Here is a 15376-nt window from a genome sequence, read left to right as displayed (position 1 = left end):
GGGGAAATCTTCCCAATCAAACTCATGCGGCAAGGAAACGCCTGACCATGAAGAACGACCGCACACGAAATAACGGTACCCTGGGAGGAGACCTGCGCCTTGCCCTGACCCGCCGGCAGGTCGGTCAGGCGGCGCTCGCCGCGGGAACGCTGGCTGCCTTCGGGCGGGCGCCGGCCTTCGCGCAGGCCCCCACGCTGAAGGTCGGCGTCCTGCTGCCGCGCTCCGGCCTGCTGGCCCAGGCGGGCCAGGCCTGCCAGCGCGGCGCCGACATCGCGCCGGCCGTGCTGGCCGACCTCGGCCACAGGGTCGAGATCCTGTCGGCCGACACCGAATCGAACGTCGACGTCGCCCGCTCCCGCACGGAGAAGCTGATCAACGACGGCGCCAACGTCATCGTCGGCGCCTTCGACAGCGGCCAGACCGCCGCCGCCGCCCAGGTGTGCGAGCAGCGCGGCGTGCCGCTGGTCATCAACATCGCCGCCGCCGACCGGCTGACCGAGCAGGGTTACAAGACCATCTTCCGCAACTTCCCGACCTCCACCATGCTGGTGCAGAACGGGATGGCGCTGATGAAGGACCTGTTCGCCGCCACCGGCGCCACGCCGAAGACGGCGGTCTTCCTGCACGCCAACGACACCTTCGGCATGGCGAACAAGCAGGCGATCGACGCGCTGTTCCCCAAGCTGGACATGCCCTTCACCCTGGTCGAATCGATCTCCTACGACCCGAAGGCCCAGGATCTCGCGGTCGAGGTCGCCAAGGCCAAGGCCACCGGCGCCCAGCTCGCCATCGTCACCACCCGCGCCAACGACGCCATCCTGCTGGTGCGCGAGATGGTCAAGCAGCGGTGGGAGCCGATGGGCATCGCCTCGCCCGGCTCGCCCGGCCTCTATGACGAGCAGTTCTACAAGGTGCTGGGCAAGTACGCCGACTACGCCATCACCAACCTGCCCTGGTACGACCCCAAGGCCGACATGACGCAGCGCGTCTCGGCCGCCTTCCGGAAGCAGTTCCCCAACGACCGCTTCGAGGGCTACGCCTTCAACGTCGCCTTCACCTTCGAGGCGATCCTGATCGCCGCCGACGCCTTCAAGCGCGCCGGCTCCGCCGATCCGGCCGCCCTGCTCGCCGCCCTGCGCCAGACCAACCTGTCGAACAAGCTGATGGTCGGCCCGGCCATCGCCTTCGACGACAAGGGGCAGAACACCACGCTGGTGTCGGCCTGCGTGCAGAACCGCGACCAGCGCCCGACCGTCGTCCTGCCCAAGGGCTCGGCCGAGATGGAGCCGGTCTTCCCGGCCCCCGGCTGGGGCAAGCGGGGCTGATCCTCTCCGCTCCGCGCTCCTCCGCCCGGGCGGGGGAGCGTGGGGCGGCGGCGGTGCGGCCTTGTGCGCATTGTGCGGAGCGTTTCCGCCGCACAATGACGTCATCGACCATTTTTTGTTCTGCATCAAGGGGTTGGGCGATTCGTTCGCAGGCGTGCATTGTGCGGGCGATGCACAACGGCGCCGGGAACGACGTCCCGCCGGGACGGGGAGAAGGCGCAGGTCGGCCGGAGACGGCGATCAGCCTAGCGGTCCCTTCCGGTCCGGACAAGCGCGGTTTGAAAACGCGGCCCGTCCCTCAGCTTCCCGGCGCCCGCGGCGCGCTCCAGCCGCGCAGGACGCTGACGACGCGCAGGATGAAGACCGCCAGCACCGCCGTGACGGCGACCGGCAGGTCCGGCAGCTTCAGCGCCTGGCCGGCGATGACGATGGCCGCGCCCAGCAGGGCGGCCAGCGCGTAGATCTCCTCGCGCAGGACGCGCGGCACCTCGGCCACCAGCAGGTCGCGCATGGCGCCGCCGCCGCAGGCGGTCAGGCTGGCGAGCAGGGCGGCCGGCAGCGGGCCGACCCCGAAGGCCAGCGCCTTGCCGCAGCCGGCCACGGCGAACAGCCCCAGCCCGGCGGCGTCCAGCACCATCACCGGCTTGCCGAGCCGGTTGATCTGCGGATGGAAGAAGAAGGCCGCGAAGCCGGACGCCAGCGCCGCCAGCAGATAGCGGTCGTCCTGAAGCGAGGCCGGCGGCACCGCGCCGATCAGCAGGTCGCGGAACACCCCGCCCGCCAGCGCCGCCGCCAGCGACAGCACCAGCACCCCGAACAGGTCCAGCCGGTGCCGCACCGCCAGGGTCCCGCCGCTGAGCCCGAAGACGAACACGCCCGCCAGATCCATGGCGAGCAGGAGGGTGGAGGTCTGGCCGGTCATGTCTTGTCTTCTTGTCCTGGTCTTCCTGTCCTGGCGGATCCGGGCATTCCCGGGCGGCGGGCCGCGTCGTCCGCCGCGGGGGCGCCCCTGATTACCCCATTCCCGGGTCGGCGCAAACGGGGCTCGCCGCCGCGGGCGGGACCGGGGTAGCGTCGCGGGGAGCATCGGAAGACGCCGGGGAAGCATGATGACGACGATCCGCATCGCCTGCCTGCACACCGCCGCCAGCAACCTCGCCGTCTTCGACGGGGCGTTGCAGCCGGCCGGCCCGCCGCCGGTGGAGCTGTGCCATGAGCTGCGCGCAGACCTGCTGGCCGAGGCGGAACGGGCCGGCGGCCTGACCGGGGCGATCCGCGGCGCGACGGTCGCGGCGCTCGACCGGCTGCGCGCCGGGGCGGATGCCGTGCTGCTGACCTGCTCGACCCTCGGGCCGTCGGTCGAGGCGTTCGCCGGATCGCCCACGCCCGTGCTGCGCGTCGATGAGGCCCTGGCGCGCGAGGCGGTCCGCGGCGGCGGCCGGGTGGTGGCGCTCTGCGCGGTGGAGACGACGCTGGCGCCGACGCTCGCCCTGTTCCGCCGCCATGCCGCGGGATCGGCGGCGGAGGTCGAGGCGCGGCTGGTGCCGCGGGCGTGGGATGCCTTCAGGGCCGGCGACCTTGCCGGATATCATGCGCTGGTGGCCGCCGCCGCCGACCGGGCCCTGCAGGAGGGGGCGACGCGGGTGGCGCTGGCCCAGGCCTCCATGGCGGGAGCGGCCCGGCTCGTGCGGTCGGGGCCGGCGCCCCTCACCAGCCCGGCCGCCGGTCTGCGGGCCGCGGTGGCGGCGGCCATGGACCTTGCGGGCGGGAGGACGGCGGCCGGAAGGATGGCGGGCGGCTAGACCGACTTCGGCGCCGACAGCCGGATGCCCATACGCCGGGCCTCCAGCATGAAGGCGCGGGTCATCTGCAGCAGGTCGGTCCGCCAGTAGAGCTGCGCCAGCGGATCGTCCAGGTAATCCTCCGGCAGCATGGCGTAGCAGTAGGTCTCCACCACCCGGCGGTCGGCCGCCCAGGGGTCGGTGCCGTCGCGCCAGCCGATCATCCAGCCGGCATGGCCGGCGCCGATGGCCCAGCGCTCGAAATGCGGGGCGATGGTGTTGCTGTCGATGGGATCCTCGACCGGCACCTGATAGATCGCCACGAAGCGCCGGACATTGAGCTGGAGCCGCATCAGCAGCGCGTCGCCGAACGCCTCGATGCGATAGAGGCAGTCGGGGGCGCCCGGCGCGTGGCTGAAGGTGACCGTCGCCCGCCGCAGCCCGGCCAGCGGGGTGGGCGAGGGGGCGTCGGCCAGCGGCGGCGTCTCGTACTCCACGGCCCGCAGTTCCTCCACCATGTCGTGGGTCAGGATGCGGAAGACGCGCTGCTGGGCCTCGTCGATGGTCAGGCGGGTCATCGGGGGAAAACCGCTGTGGTGGCTGGGCGCAGGGGGAACGGACGCGGCGCCGGAAAGTTCAGCCGCATTTTTCCTCTTGACCTTCCAACGATGGGAAGGCGGAGGCTGGGGACATGGATATGTCCCATGCGAAGGAGAGTCCCATGCTGCGCTTCACGATTCCCGGCATGACCTGCGGTGGCTGCGCCGCCTCGGTCCGCAAGGCCCTCGGCACGGTCGAGGGGGTGGAGAGCGTCGCCATCGACCTGCCGAGCCGCAGCGTCGAGGTCGCCGGCCGGCCGGCCCCCGCCGCCGTCACCCACGCGCTGACCGCGGCCGGATTCGAACCGCAGGGCCTTCCGGCGGCTTGACCTTCCCATCGCTGGAACCCTTATTGACCACAGGTGCGGGGTGGCCGAAGGGTCGGCGAGCCAGTACAGGAGATCTGCGATGTCCACCGTGGAGCTGCCCGGCGCGGCCGGAGACGACGCCCGTCCTTCCGGCGATGTCCCCGGCAATGTTCTCGACATCGGCGTGTCCGGCATGACCTGCGCCTCCTGCGTCGGGCGGGTCGAGAAGGCGCTGGGCCGCGTGCCGGGCGTGTCGTCGGTGTCGGTCAATCTGGCGACCGAGCGGGCGCGGGTGCGGTTCGACGGCGCTCCCGATCCCAAGGCGGTGGCCGAGGCCATCGAGGCCGCCGGCTTCGAGCCGCAGACCGAGAGCTTCGATCTGACGGTCGGCGGCATGACCTGCGCCTCCTGCGTGGCGCGGGTGGAGAAGGCGCTGGGCCGCGTGCCCGGCGTCTCCAGCGCCGCGGTCAATCTGGCGACCGAGCGGGCGCATGTCGTCGCCTATGCCGGCGCGGTCGATGCCGCCCGTCTGGCCGAGGCGGTCGAGACGGCCGGCTTCACCGCCGCCCCGGTCCCGGCCGACCGGCCGAAGGGGGCCGAGGGCGACGAGGCGGCGGCGCGCGGCCGGCGGGAACTGCGGCACGTCCTGATCGCCGCGGCGCTGTCGCTGCCGCTCGTCGCCGGGATGGCCGGCGACCTGCTGGGGCTGGACTGGATGCTGCCGGGCTGGCTTCAGCTCCTCCTCGCCTCGCCGGTGCAGTTCTGGCTCGGCGCCCGCTTCTACCGTGCCGGCTGGAAGGCGGTGCGGGCGGGGGCCGGCAACATGGACCTGCTGGTGGCGCTCGGCACCTCGGCGGCCTGGGGGCTCAGCCTCCACATGCTGCTGACGGCGGCGCACGGCCACGCGCCGCACCTCTATTTCGAGGCGTCGGCCGTCCTCATCACCTTCGTGCTGTTCGGCAAATGGCTGGAATCGCGGGCCAAGGGCCAGACGGCGGCGGCGATCCGCGCGCTGATGGACCTGCGCCCCGACACCGCCCGGCTGCTGCGCGACGGCGGCGAGACCGAGGTGCCGGTGGAGCAGGTGCGCCCCGGCGACCGCGTCGTCGTCCGCCCCGGCGAGCGCATCCCGGTGGACGGCCGGGTGGCGGAGGGCAGCGGCAGCGTCGACGAATCCATGCTGACCGGCGAGAGCCTGCCGGTGGAGAAGGCGCCGGGCGACCGGGTGACCGGCGGCGCCATCAACGTCGACGGCCGGCTGGTGGTGGAGACTCTGGCGGTCGGGGCCGAGACCATGCTGGCGCAGATCGTCCGCATGGTGGAGGGCGCCCAGGCCTCCAAGGCGCCGATCCAGCGGCTGGTCGACAGGGTCAGCGCCGTCTTCGTCCCGGTGGTGCTGGCGATCGCGCTGGCGACCTTCGCCGGCTGGTGGATCGCCGGCGGCGACGTCGAGCGGGCGATCATCACCGCCGTGTCGGTCCTGGTCATCGCCTGCCCCTGCGCGCTGGGCCTCGCCACCCCGACCGCGATCATGGTCGGCACCGGGGCGGCGGCGCGGCACGGCATCCTCATCAAGGACGCCGAGGCGCTGGAGCGGGCGCATGCCGTCACCGCCGTCGCCTTCGACAAGACCGGCACGCTGACTGAGGGCAAGCCGCGCGTCACCGGCCTCGTCCCGGCGGCCGGGAGCGACGAGGCGGCGCTGCTGCGGCTGGCGGCCGGGCTGCAGGCGGGCAGCGAGCATCCCCTGGCCCAGGCGGTGCGCGAGCGAGCCGCGGCGGCCGGCCTCGCGCCGCTCCAGACGGCGGAGTTCCGCGCGCTGGCCGGGCGGGGCGTGTCGGGCATGGTGGAGGGGCGCCGCGTCCTGCTGGGCAGCGGCCGGCTGATGGCGGAAAACGGCGTCGCCGATCCCGCGCTCGCCGGGCGGGCCGCGGCGCTGGAGTCCTCGGGCCACACCGTCTCCTGGCTGGCGGAGACGGCGCCGGCGCCGCGGGCGCTCGGCCTCGTCGCCTTCGGGGACACGGTGAAGGAGAGCGCCCGCGTCGCCGTCCGCTCCCTGAAGGAGCAGGGGGTGGAGCCGGTGATGGTCACCGGCGACAGCCGGGGTGCGGCCCGCGCGGTGGCCGCCGACCTCGGCATCGACCGGGTCTTCGCCGAGGTGCTGCCGGGCGACAAGGCCGCCGTGGTGGCGGCGCTGAAGGCGGAGGGGAAGACCGTCGCCATGGTCGGCGACGGCATCAACGACGCCCCGGCGCTGGCCGCCGCCGATGTCGGAATCGCCATGGCGACCGGCACGGACGTCGCCATGCACACCGCCGGCGTGACGCTGATGCGCGGCGATCCGCTGCTGGTGCCGGGCTCGCTCGACGTGTCGCGGCGGACCTACGCCAAGATCCGCCAGGGGCTGTTCTGGGCCTTCTTCTACAATGTCGTGGGCATTCCGCTGGCGGCGCTGGGCTATCTCAGCCCGGTCCTGGCGGGCGGGGCGATGGCGCTGAGCTCGGTCAGCGTCGTGGCGAACGCGCTGACGCTGCGCGGCTGGGCGCCGCCGAAACGCCAGGGGGCACCATGTCGATGACCATCGGCGACGCCGCCAAGGCGTCCGGGGTCAGCGCCAAGCTGATCCGCTATTACGAATCGATCGGGCTGATCCCGAGGCCGGACGCACCGCGTCCGGCTACCGGGTCTACACGCAGACCGACGTGAATGTGCTGCGCTTCATCAGGCGGGCCCGGACGCTGGGCTTCGGGATCGAGCGGATCCAGCACCTCGTCGGGCTGTGGCAGGACCGCTCGCGCTGCAGCTCCGAGGTCAAGCGGGTGGCGCTCGCCCACATCGAGGAGCTGGAGGCGAAGATCGCCGAGCTGCGCGCCATGAGCGACACGCTGCGGGAGCTGGCCGACGCCTGCCACGGCGACGACCGTCCCGAATGCCCGATCCTGCGGGATCTGGCGCAGTCGTGAGGCCGGGACTCCCGGGGACGGATCAGCGCTTCGTCGCCGGGTCGTGGGTGTGACGGCGGTCGCGCTCGCCCCCGCCGCTCGACACGGTGCTGTTGGGACCGTTGGTCGGCTCGCCGGGGCGGGGGTGCTTCTCCTCCGGCGTCATCGGTTCGGTGGCGTCCTGCTGGCTGCTGCCGGGACCGCCATGGTGGCGGTTGGTGTCCGCGGTGTTTCTCGACATGCTGTCGGCTCCTGCTGGGGTCAGCGGTCCTGCTGGTAGCCCTGGTGGGTGGTGTTCTGCTTGATGTCGCCCTGCCGGTCCTGTTCCTTCAGGTTGGCCGGCACCTCGCGGTTCCCCCGGTCGTTGGTGTCGTCGGCCGACGGGTCGGTGGCGCCGCCGGGACCCTTGTCGCTGCGGCCGGCCGGCGGGACGGGGGGCATGTGCTTGGTCATCGGAGCCTCTTTCCGGTTTCGTAACGTCCTCAGCCTTCCCAACATGGAGCGGCCCCCGGGGGTTCCGGGGCGGAGCCGTCCGCTGCAACGCATGCATGCGGGAAAACCGTGGCGGGGGAGGCGCCGACCCTCCGTATGCTCCATGCCATGCCGGACCACCCGATCCCCGACCCCGCGGCCGTGAGGACCGCCCCGCCGTCCGCCCCGCCGTCCGCCCCGCCGCCGGGCGACGGGCTGCCGGTGCCGCAGCGCTACTGGGCGGTGCTGACGATGACGGTGGCTTTGGTGATGGCGGTGCTGGACGGCGCCATCGCCAACATCGCGCTGCCGACCATCGAGAAGTCCTTCGCGATCAGCGCCGCCGATTCGATCTGGGTGGTCAACGCCTACCAGATGGCGGTCACCGTCTCGCTGTTCCCCTTCGCGTCGCTCGGCGACATCGTCGGCTACCGCCGGGTCTACTGGGGAGGGCTTCTGGTCTTCACCCTGGCGTCGGCCGCCTGCGCCCTGTCGGACACGCTGCTGACCCTGACGCTCGCCCGCGTCCTCCAGGGGTTCGGCGGGGCCGGGATCATGAGCGTGAACATCGCGCTGGTCCGCTACATCTACCCGCAGGCGCAGCTCGGCCGCGGGGTCGGCTACAACGCGATGATCGTGGCGGTCACCTCGGCCGCCGGGCCGAGCATCGCGGCGCTGATCCTCTCCGTCGCCTCCTGGCAGTGGCTGTTCGCGGTCAATGTGCCGCTCGGGCTGGTGGCGCTGGTGATCGCCGCGCGGTCGCTGCCGGACTCGCCGCCCTCCGGCCACCGCTTCGACTTCGTCGGCGCGGGATTGAGCGCCCTGACCATCGGGCTGCTGATCACCGGCTTCAAGGGGGTGGACGGCAGCCAGCCCGGCTGGATGGTCGGTCTGCAGCTCGCCGCGGCGCTGGCGGTGGGGACGGTGCTGGTCCGGCGGTCGCAGGCGCAGGCGGCGCCGCTGGTCCCGGTCGACCTGCTGCGCCGGCCGATCTTCGCGCTGACCGTCGTCACCTCCGTCTGTTCCTTCGCCACCCAGGCCATCGCCTTCGTCGCCATGCCCTTCTATTTCGAGGACGTGATCGGCCGTTCTCTGGCCGAGTCCGGGCTGCTGATGACGCCCTGGCCGCTGGCGGTCGCGGTGGTGGCGCCGGTCGCCGGCCGGCTCGCCGACCGCTACGACCCGAGCGTGCTCAGCGCCGTCGGCCTGACGCTGCTGGCGCTGGGCATGGCGTCGCTGGTGCTGCTGCCGGCCGCGCCGCACAGCCTGGACGTGGCGTGGCGGATGGCGCTCGCCGGCTTCGGCTTCGGCCTGTTCCAGACGCCAAACAACAAGATCCTGGTGTCGAGCGCGCCCAAGGAGCGCAGCGGCGGCGCCAGCGGCATCCAGTCCACCGCGCGGCTGCTGGGCCAGACGCTGGGGGCGGCGGCGGTCGGGCTGATCTTCGGCCTGCTGCCCAAGGACAGCGGCACGCTGGTCGCCACGGCGCTGGGGGCGGTGCTGTCGGCCGTCGCGGGGGTGTCGAGCGTCCTGCGCCGGCGCGAGCGGGGAAGGCCCGCCTAGCGCGACACCCGCCTAGGCCCTTGGCACCAGCCGGGCGACCACCACCGTAATGTTGTCGAGCCCGCCGGCGGCGTTGGCGGCGTCGACCAGGGCGGCGCAGGCGGCGCGCGGCTGCGGCTCCCGCGCGAGGATGCGGGTGATCATCGCATCCGGCACCAGCCCGTTCAGCCCGTCGGAGCAGAGCAGATAGACGTCGCCCGGCATCAGCGAGTAGAGGCAGATGTCGGGCTCGACCGCCCCTCCGGTGCCCAGCGCGCGGACGATGATGTTGCGCTGGGGGGCGACGCCGGTCCCGCCATTGTCCAGCCACATCTGGTAGAGGCTGTGGTCGCGCGTCAGGGCCAGCAGCTCCCCGTCGCGCAGGCGGTAGAGGCGGCTGTCGCCGGCATGGAAGGCGACCAGCTTCGCGGTGCCCGGCACCCGCCAATAGCCGACCAGCGTCGTGCCCATGCCGCGCCCGTCGGCATAGCCGCGCTCGCGGTTCTGCCGGTGGATCCGCTGGTTGGCCTCCTGCACCGCGGCGCGCACCGCCGACACCGCCTCGTGCAGGACGGAGGTGCCGCCGGCCGGCTCGGACAGGGTGCAGTCATGGTCGTCGGCCGGCGCCGGCGGGCGGTCCGATGCGGCCCTGGCGGCCGGCATGAAGTCGCGCAACGCCCCGGCGACGGCCTCCACCGCCGTCCGGCTCGCGATGTCGCCACCGGCATGGCCGCCCATGCCGTCGCAGACCACCGCGAACTCCGCCGCCTCGTCGAGGTCGAAGCCGTCCTCGTTGCGGGAGCGGGTCCGGCCGACATCGGTCTGCCCGGCGGCGATCAGGTGGAAGTCGGGCAGGTCGAAAGCGGCATAGACCATCGAAACGGCGACCCCGGCGGCGCGGCTGTTCATGACGCAGGTTCCGGGCGAAAAACCGCCCGGTTCCACACCCGATCATGGCGCAAGGCCCGCAAAAGATACAGCGGCGATTGACCGGCCGGCGGCGCCCGCCGGGCCGCCTCGACGCCGGGCCGCCTTCAACGCTGTGCGGGGCGCCCGGCGCACCAGCGGCGCCACAGGGCGCGGCAGACGCGTTCCATGTTGCGGGCACGGCTGCGCCCGTCGAGGAAGGGGGCGGCATGGATGCGCGGGCGCAGCGCCGCGCGCAGCTCCGACAGGCGCCGCGGATCGCCGGCGAGCCCGGCCGCGATCCGCACATAGTCGTCGGGGGTGCCGGCGATCAGGTCCGGCAGCCCGACGGCGGCCAGCAGCGAGGCGGACCAGCGGCTCATCATGTTGGCGCCCGGCAGCGTCACCACCGGCACGCCCATGTAGAGCGCCTCGAAGGTCGTGGTCGCGCCGCAGAAGGGGAAGGGGTCGAGCGCCACGTCCACCCCGCGGTAGAGCGCCAGGTGGTGCTGCCGCTCCTGCACCGCGGCGGGGGTGACGACGCGGGCGGGATCGACGCCGCCGGCCGACAGCACGCCGCGGATGCGGGCCTGCAGGCCGGGGGCGGCGTAGAGGTTCTTGTACTTGAGGGCGAGGCGGGAACCCGGCACCGCCCGCAGCACGCGCGCCCACAGGGCCAGCGCCTCGTCCGACAGCTTCGCCGGGTTGTTGAAGCTGCCGAAGGTGACCGTCCCGTGGTCCAGCAGCGGCGGCGGCGTCACCTCCGGCGCCTCGGGGATCGGGGAATAGGCGTAGAGGGTGGGCAGGCGGACCGGACGCTCGGTGAACAGCTCGGCGCCGTGGCGCGGGGTCATCACCCGGTCGGTCAGGATGGCGTCCATCGCCTCCAGCCCGCTGGTCGCCCCGTCATAGAGGCTGACCTGCAACGGTGCCGGGCGGTAGGCGGCGACCAGCGGCCGGTTGTTGTCGAAGCGGCCGGCCAGCAGCACCAGCACGTCGATGCGGTCGGCGCGGATCCGCTCCGCCACCTCGGCGTCGGACAGGCCGGCGATCGGCCGCCACAGGTCGGCATGGCCCTGGAAGCGGACGGTCGCGGCATCGGGCCGCGGCACGTCGGCATAGCAGGCGACGAAGACCCTGCCGTGGTCGTGGCTGGCCAGCAGCGGCTCCAGGTTCCGTCCCACCGGATGCTCGCGGAAGTCGGAGGAGAGGTAGCCGATGCGCAGCCGGCGCTCCGGGTCGGGCACGACCTCCGGCGGCCGGGCCAGCGCATAGAGCGGCCGGGCGTGCCGCTCCTCGAAGCGGCGGTGCTCGGCGAAGCGCCGGGCTTCCGTCCAGGCCGGGTCGTAGAGGATGGCGGACAGCAGGTTGCGGTGGGCCGCCACGCTGCCGGGCTCCAGATCCAGGGCATGGCGGTAGCCGGCGGTGGACTCGGCATAGCGGGCGGCGGCCCGCAAGACGCTGGCGAGATTGCAGTGGGCCTCGCCGTGGCAGGGGGCGAGCGCCAGCACCCGGCGGTAGCCGGCCGCGGCCTCCTCGATCCGGCCGAGCTCCTGCAGATCGACGGCGCGGTTGTAGGCGGCGGCCAGGTCGTCCGGCCGCAGGATCAGGGCGCGGCGGTAGGCCTCCACCGCCTCCGCGCCCCGCTCCTCCAGCCGCAGCGAGACGCCGAGATTGTACCAGGGCTCGGCCAGCGTCGGGTTCAGCGTCACCACCAGCCGCAGCGGCGCGATCGCCTCGCCGTGGCGCCCGGCCCCGGCGAGCAGCAGGGCGAGATTGCCGGGCGGCCGGCTGTCGCCGGGGACGAGGCGGACGGTGCGGCGGTAGGCGCGCTCGGCGCCGTCATCGTCCCCCGCCCGCGCCGCCGCCACGGCCAGGGCGTAGTGCGCCTCCGCGTCGCCGGGGTCGACGGCTGCCCAGGCGGTGAAGGCGGCGGCGGCGCCCGCACCGTCCCCGGCGGCCATCCGGCAGGTTCCCAGCGCGTTCCACAGGAAGGGATCGGGCGTCCCCCGGCGGATCGCCTCGCCATAGGCGGCGGCGGCCTCCGTGAAGCGGCCCTGCCCATGGCGCAGGGAGGCGAGGCCGCGCCACGCCGCGGCGAGGCCGGGATCGAGGCGCAGGGCATGGTCGTAATGGCGCGCCGCCGCCTCCGCCCGGCCGGCGGTCTGCAGCGCGTTGGCGAGGTTGACCTGGGCGCCGGCCAGCGCGGGATCGGCGGAGACCGCGCGGCGGAGCGCGGTCCGCGCCTCCTCCTCCCGCCCCAGGGCGGTGAGGGCGAGGGCCTGATGGTACCAGGCGGCGGCGAAGCCGGGGTCGATCCGCCCGGCGCGGCCGAAGCTCTCCGCCGCCTCCTCCTCCCGCCCCAGGCTGCGCAGGACGAGGCCGCGGTTGTTGGCGGCGCCGGCGTGGCCGGGATCGGCGTCCAGCGCGCCGGCGAAGGCGTCGGCGGCTTCGCCCCGCCGGCCCAGCCGGTCGAGCAGGACGCCCAGGTTGAACAGGGTGTCGGCGTGGCCGGGGGCGAGGCCGGCGGCCGCGGCGCAGGCGTCGGCGGCCTCCTCCGTCCGGCCGAGCCGGTCGAGCGCCATGGCGCGGTGGCGGTGATAGTCCGGCACGGACGGGTTGTGGCGGATCGCCTCGCCGATCAGCTCGGCCGCCGCGGCGAAATGGCCGAGCTGCGCCGCCAGGACGCCCAGCAGATGCAGGGCGGGGGCGTTCTCGGGATCCGCCTCCAGGATGCGGCGGTAGAGCGTCTCTGCCTCGGCCAGCCGGCCGGCCTGATGGTGGTCGGCGGCGAGCGCCAGGGCTTCGGCGATGGTCGCCATGGATCCCCTGCGGTCCAACGGAATGCGAAGCCGTCTTGTCGCGCAGAGCGGGCCGTCCCGTCCAGTCAAACCGCGTGGCCGGCGGCTGGCAAAGCGTTCCGGACGTGGTAGACTGCCCCGGTTGGCATCGGCAGCGAGGCGGCATTCCCATGGCCGGCAGCATCGGAACCTCCCTCAGCGGGATGACCGCCCAGACGCGGCGGGTCGAGGCGTCGGCCTCCAACGTCGCCAATCTCCGCAGCAAGGGGGCGGTCCCCGACGCGGCCGGCGCGGTGCCGGACGGGCAGCCGCAGGCCTACCAGCCGCTGGGCGTGGCGCAGACCAGCCAGACCCCGGCCGGGACCAGGGCCTCCTTCACGCCGATCACTCCCGCCTACCTGCAGGAATACGAGCCGGACGCCTCCTATGCCGACGCACGGGGCATGGTGGCCGCGCCGAATGTCGATCCGGCGCAGGAGCGGGTGAACCAGATGGCCGCCAGCCGGGCCTACGGCGCCAACATCGCGGTGGTCCGCACCCAGGACGACATGCTGAAGTCGCTGCTGAACGCCAAGGTCTGACGGCGGGCCGACCGGCAGACGCTGCCGGGTCGGGCGGAATTTTCTGCCGGGGCACCGGGAAGATTCTGCCGGGTGGCGGACCGGCGATCGGCGGAAAGCCTCGTCCCCGCTTGTGACATTCCCTGGCGCGGAACTTGCTTGGGTACCGGCAGCGTCTTAATCCGTCGCCGGGGGTTGGTCCCATGACGATGATGGCCAGCAGCGAGGCCGCCCAGTCGATGCGCATCCGGGCCGAAGAGGTCCTGGAGCGCAAAGGCACCGGCGCGTCCCGCGGCGCCGGCGAACTGGCCGGCCAGTTCGCCGCGATGCTGGAGGCGCTCAACGGCGTCAGCGGGACCGGCACCGGGGACGGCGAGCCGAACGCCGGCTCGGCCACCCAGCCGGTGCAGCCGGCGATCCGTCTCGGCGTCGGGGCGGTGACCCTGTTCGCCCAGGAGGAGAACGGGGCGGAGACGGCGCAGGCCGGGCAGGCGACTCCCGACCCGCAGGGCGGCGACCCGGCCGCCCAGGTGGTGGCGAGTGCCATCCAGGCGGGCGACGGCTCCAACTTCCGCTGGCTGACCACGCTGCTGACGCAGAGCGGGGCGTAACCTCCGTCCCCCTGCCGCAGGTCAGACCGTGCAGAGGAAGCGGCGGTCCGTCCCGTCGAGGATCAGGCAGGTCAGCCGGTTCGTCGCGAAGGCGCCGGTGTCGATCCCGATGCGGTTGGCGCGGATGTCCGGTTCCGGCGCGATGGTGTGGCCATGGACGATCACCTTGCCATGGTCGGTCCGCGATTCCAGGAATTCCCGCCGGATCCACAGCCGGTCGTCGTCGCTCTGCCGGTCGAGCGGCACGCCGGGACGCACGCCGGCATGGACGAAATGATAGTCGCCGATGCTGAGGCTGGTGCGCAGCCCGGCCAGGAAGGACCGGTGATGGGCCGGCAGGGCGGCGGTCAGCCGGCGCTGCGCCTCCGCCATGAAGGTGGGCGGCGCGTCCTCGCACGGGGGTGGGACCCCGTAGCTGGCGAGCGTCGCGGTCCCGCCATAGGCCAGCCAGTCCGGCCCGACGCGGATGTCGCGCAGGAAGCCCAGCATCGTCGCCTCGTGGTTCCCGCGCAGGTGGACGGAGCCGAAGCCGGGCAGCGGGCAGGTCGCCAGCCGCTCGACCACCAGGCTGGAATGGGGGCCGCGGTCCACATAATCGCCGAGGAAGACCAGATACTTCACCCGGTCGGGCGCCAGGGCGGCATCGCGCTGGATCTGGCCGAGAAGCTGGTCCAGCAGGTCGAGCCGGCCATGGATGTCGCCCACCGCGTAGACTCGCACGCCGCGGGGAACCGAAGCCGGCACCGGCTTCGATTCGGGCCACAGCCTGCGCGCAATGTTCAACACGCCGTCACCTGCTCAAGACTGGAGGAAGCCGGCGTCATACCTGGTGCCGCCCGCCCCCCTGCGTCAAGAGAGCGCCGGGATTAGTGCTGTCGTGCCTTCGAGGTCTTGGTCAGTCCGCCGCCACGCCTTTTGCCGCGGCCTCCGCCCGGTCCAGTGCGTCGGCCAGCCGGTCGAGCGGCAGCGCCACTTCGCGCTGGGCGAGGCCCGGCCAGTGATAGACCGTGGTGATCCCCCGCGGCGCGACCTGGAAGCCCAGCCGGACCGGCAGCCCCGACCGCGCCGCCTGCACCAGCCGCGCCGTCGCCGCACAGCCGAGCGCCGCCTGCCGCGGTTCCTTCACCGCCACCGCCGGGCCGCCGGGGCGGGCGCGGCCGGCGGCGGCGAACTCCAGCCGCGGGCCGCCGGCCGCCACCCACACCGGCTGGTCGAGCATGATCGTCTGGTCGAAGGCGATGTGCAGCGCGTCGCAGGTCCCGCCGCGCGTCAGGGTCAGGGTGACCCTGTCCTGGCCGCCGCGGTTGTCGGCGAAGGGCTGCAGCAGCGAGGCGCTGCACCGCCGCCCGGCCGCCGCGCCGGCGCAGTAGGTCAGCGGCTCGTCGGCCGGGGCCGCCGCGTCTCCGGCTGGTCCCGCCAGGGCCGGTCCGGGCAGCGGCAGCGCCGCCGCCAGCAGGCATCCTCCCGCCAGGAGGCCGGCCAGCATCCTCGTCCCGTCCGCCATGGCGCCCTCCCGCGTCCCGTCCTGCT

General features: G+C 73.5%; 15 protein-coding genes and 1 pseudogene. 8 read left to right on the top strand and 8 right to left on the bottom strand.

Features of this window, described 5'->3' with window-relative positions; all coding sequences use genetic code 11:
- Window positions 1-47: 47 nt before the first annotated feature.
- On the top strand, window positions 48-1325 hold the full coding sequence (locus tag DEW08_RS22350; protein WP_109331476.1) for an ABC transporter substrate-binding protein: 1278 nt from the start codon (window positions 48-50) through the stop codon (window positions 1323-1325).
- Between the two features lie 298 nt (window positions 1326-1623).
- Here DEW08_RS22350 and DEW08_RS22345 read toward each other — a convergent pair whose 3' ends face one another.
- On the bottom strand, window positions 1624-2247 hold the full coding sequence (locus DEW08_RS22345) for a trimeric intracellular cation channel family protein (protein ID WP_245986883.1): 624 nt from the start codon (window positions 2245-2247) through the stop codon (window positions 1624-1626).
- Window positions 2248-2431: 184 nt separating this feature from the next.
- Between DEW08_RS22345 and DEW08_RS22340 the strand changes: the two genes are divergently transcribed.
- The gene (locus tag DEW08_RS22340) at window positions 2432-3127 is read left to right on the top strand and encodes an aspartate/glutamate racemase family protein (RefSeq protein ID WP_342760792.1); all 696 of its coding nucleotides are present in this window, start codon (window positions 2432-2434) and stop codon (window positions 3125-3127) included.
- On the opposite strand, the gene DEW08_RS22335 is transcribed toward DEW08_RS22340, so the two are convergent.
- Window positions 3124-3684: a hypothetical protein gene (locus tag DEW08_RS22335; protein WP_109331475.1), complete on the bottom strand. Its 561-nt coding sequence runs from the start codon at window positions 3682-3684 to the stop codon at window positions 3124-3126. The two genes, DEW08_RS22340 and DEW08_RS22335, sit on opposite strands and share 4 nt — an antisense overlap.
- Window positions 3685-3827: 143 nt before the next feature.
- Between DEW08_RS22335 and DEW08_RS22330 the strand changes: the two genes are divergently transcribed.
- The 3 genes and pseudogenes from DEW08_RS22330 (at window position 3828) to cueR (ending at window position 6976) form a co-directional block, all read left to right on the top strand.
- A complete protein-coding gene (locus DEW08_RS22330) occupies window positions 3828-4034 on the top strand; it encodes a heavy-metal-associated domain-containing protein (RefSeq protein ID WP_168220480.1) in 207 nt (68 codons plus the stop codon).
- A gap of 79 nt (window positions 4035-4113) precedes the next feature.
- Complete coding sequence (locus DEW08_RS22325) at window positions 4114-6591, top strand: heavy metal translocating P-type ATPase (protein WP_109331473.1); 2478 nt, start codon at window positions 4114-4116, stop codon at window positions 6589-6591.
- Window positions 6588-6976, top strand: a pseudogene (cueR, locus tag DEW08_RS22320) (Cu(I)-responsive transcriptional regulator). The gene DEW08_RS22325 and the pseudogene cueR overlap by 4 nt, the downstream one beginning before the upstream one ends.
- A gap of 22 nt (window positions 6977-6998) precedes the next feature.
- On the opposite strand, the gene DEW08_RS22315 reads toward cueR, so the two are convergent.
- Window positions 6999-7196 (bottom strand): hypothetical protein, encoded by a 198-nt coding sequence (locus DEW08_RS22315; protein WP_109331472.1) that lies wholly within the window; start codon window positions 7194-7196, stop codon window positions 6999-7001.
- Between the two features lie 20 nt (window positions 7197-7216).
- The gene (locus DEW08_RS22310) at window positions 7217-7408 is read right to left on the bottom strand and encodes a hypothetical protein (protein ID WP_109331466.1); all 192 of its coding nucleotides are present in this window, start codon (window positions 7406-7408) and stop codon (window positions 7217-7219) included.
- Window positions 7409-7543: 135 nt separating this feature from the next.
- On the opposite strand from DEW08_RS22310, the gene DEW08_RS22305 reads away from it, so the two are divergent.
- Complete coding sequence (locus DEW08_RS22305; protein WP_109331465.1) at window positions 7544-8989, top strand: MFS transporter; 1446 nt, start codon at window positions 7544-7546, stop codon at window positions 8987-8989.
- A gap of 12 nt (window positions 8990-9001) precedes the next feature.
- Here the strand turns inward: DEW08_RS22305 and DEW08_RS22300 are convergent, their stop codons facing one another.
- Both DEW08_RS22300 and DEW08_RS22295 read right to left on the bottom strand, forming a co-directional pair.
- On the bottom strand, window positions 9002-9877 hold the full coding sequence (locus DEW08_RS22300) for a PP2C family protein-serine/threonine phosphatase (RefSeq protein WP_245986878.1): 876 nt from the start codon (window positions 9875-9877) through the stop codon (window positions 9002-9004).
- Window positions 9878-10002: 125 nt separating this feature from the next.
- A complete protein-coding gene (locus DEW08_RS22295; protein ID WP_109331459.1) occupies window positions 10003-12696 on the bottom strand; it encodes a tetratricopeptide repeat protein in 2694 nt (897 codons plus the stop codon).
- Window positions 12697-12845: 149 nt separating this feature from the next.
- Here DEW08_RS22295 and DEW08_RS22290 point away from each other — a divergent pair, with 149 nt between their 5' ends.
- Window positions 12846-13256 (top strand): flagellar basal body rod protein FlgC, encoded by a 411-nt coding sequence (locus DEW08_RS22290; protein ID WP_109331458.1) that lies wholly within the window; start codon window positions 12846-12848, stop codon window positions 13254-13256.
- A 182-nt stretch (window positions 13257-13438) separates the two neighbouring features.
- Window positions 13439-13846, top strand: coding sequence for a hypothetical protein (locus tag DEW08_RS22285; RefSeq protein ID WP_109331457.1), 408 nt, complete (start codon window positions 13439-13441; stop codon window positions 13844-13846).
- Window positions 13847-13867: 21 nt separating this feature from the next.
- On the opposite strand, the gene DEW08_RS22280 is transcribed toward DEW08_RS22285, so the two are convergent.
- Entirely contained in the window at window positions 13868-14632 is a 765-nt protein-coding gene (locus DEW08_RS22280; protein ID WP_109331456.1) for a metallophosphoesterase, read from the bottom strand.
- A gap of 109 nt (window positions 14633-14741) precedes the next feature.
- A complete protein-coding gene (locus DEW08_RS22275; RefSeq protein ID WP_109331454.1) occupies window positions 14742-15350 on the bottom strand; it encodes a hypothetical protein in 609 nt (202 codons plus the stop codon).
- Between the last annotated feature and the right edge of the window lie 26 nt (window positions 15351-15376).

The organism is Azospirillum thermophilum (genome assembly GCF_003130795.1).
Lineage (GTDB): Bacteria > Pseudomonadota > Alphaproteobacteria > Azospirillales > Azospirillaceae > Azospirillum > Azospirillum thermophilum.
Note: the sequence above shows the minus strand (reverse complement) of the source record. Positions and strands in the feature narration are given on the sequence as shown.

Bases quoted from the DNA above. Each gene is read 5' to 3' on its own strand.
- DEW08_RS22350 (WP_109331476.1), top strand. From the start codon at position 48: ATGAAGAACGACCGCACACGAAATAACGGTACCCTGGGAGGAGACCTG.
- DEW08_RS22345 (WP_245986883.1), bottom strand. From the start codon at position 2,247: ATGACCGGCCAGACCTCCACCCTCCTGCTCGCCATGGATCTGGCGGGC.
- DEW08_RS22340 (WP_342760792.1), top strand. From the start codon at position 2,432: ATGATGACGACGATCCGCATCGCCTGCCTGCACACCGCCGCCAGCAAC.
- DEW08_RS22335 (WP_109331475.1), bottom strand. From the start codon at position 3,684: ATGACCCGCCTGACCATCGACGAGGCCCAGCAGCGCGTCTTCCGCATC.
- DEW08_RS22330 (WP_168220480.1), top strand. From the start codon at position 3,828: ATGCTGCGCTTCACGATTCCCGGCATGACCTGCGGTGGCTGCGCCGCC.
- DEW08_RS22325 (WP_109331473.1), top strand. From the start codon at position 4,114: ATGTCCACCGTGGAGCTGCCCGGCGCGGCCGGAGACGACGCCCGTCCT.
- DEW08_RS22315 (WP_109331472.1), bottom strand. From the start codon at position 7,196: ATGTCGAGAAACACCGCGGACACCAACCGCCACCATGGCGGTCCCGGC.
- DEW08_RS22310 (WP_109331466.1), bottom strand. From the start codon at position 7,408: ATGACCAAGCACATGCCCCCCGTCCCGCCGGCCGGCCGCAGCGACAAG.
- DEW08_RS22305 (WP_109331465.1), top strand. From the start codon at position 7,544: ATGCTCCATGCCATGCCGGACCACCCGATCCCCGACCCCGCGGCCGTG.
- DEW08_RS22300 (WP_245986878.1), bottom strand. From the start codon at position 9,877: ATGAACAGCCGCGCCGCCGGGGTCGCCGTTTCGATGGTCTATGCCGCT.
- DEW08_RS22295 (WP_109331459.1), bottom strand. From the start codon at position 12,696: ATGGCGACCATCGCCGAAGCCCTGGCGCTCGCCGCCGACCACCATCAG.
- DEW08_RS22290 (WP_109331458.1), top strand. From the start codon at position 12,846: ATGGCCGGCAGCATCGGAACCTCCCTCAGCGGGATGACCGCCCAGACG.
- DEW08_RS22285 (WP_109331457.1), top strand. From the start codon at position 13,439: ATGACGATGATGGCCAGCAGCGAGGCCGCCCAGTCGATGCGCATCCGG.
- DEW08_RS22275 (WP_109331454.1), bottom strand. From the start codon at position 15,350: ATGGCGGACGGGACGAGGATGCTGGCCGGCCTCCTGGCGGGAGGATGC.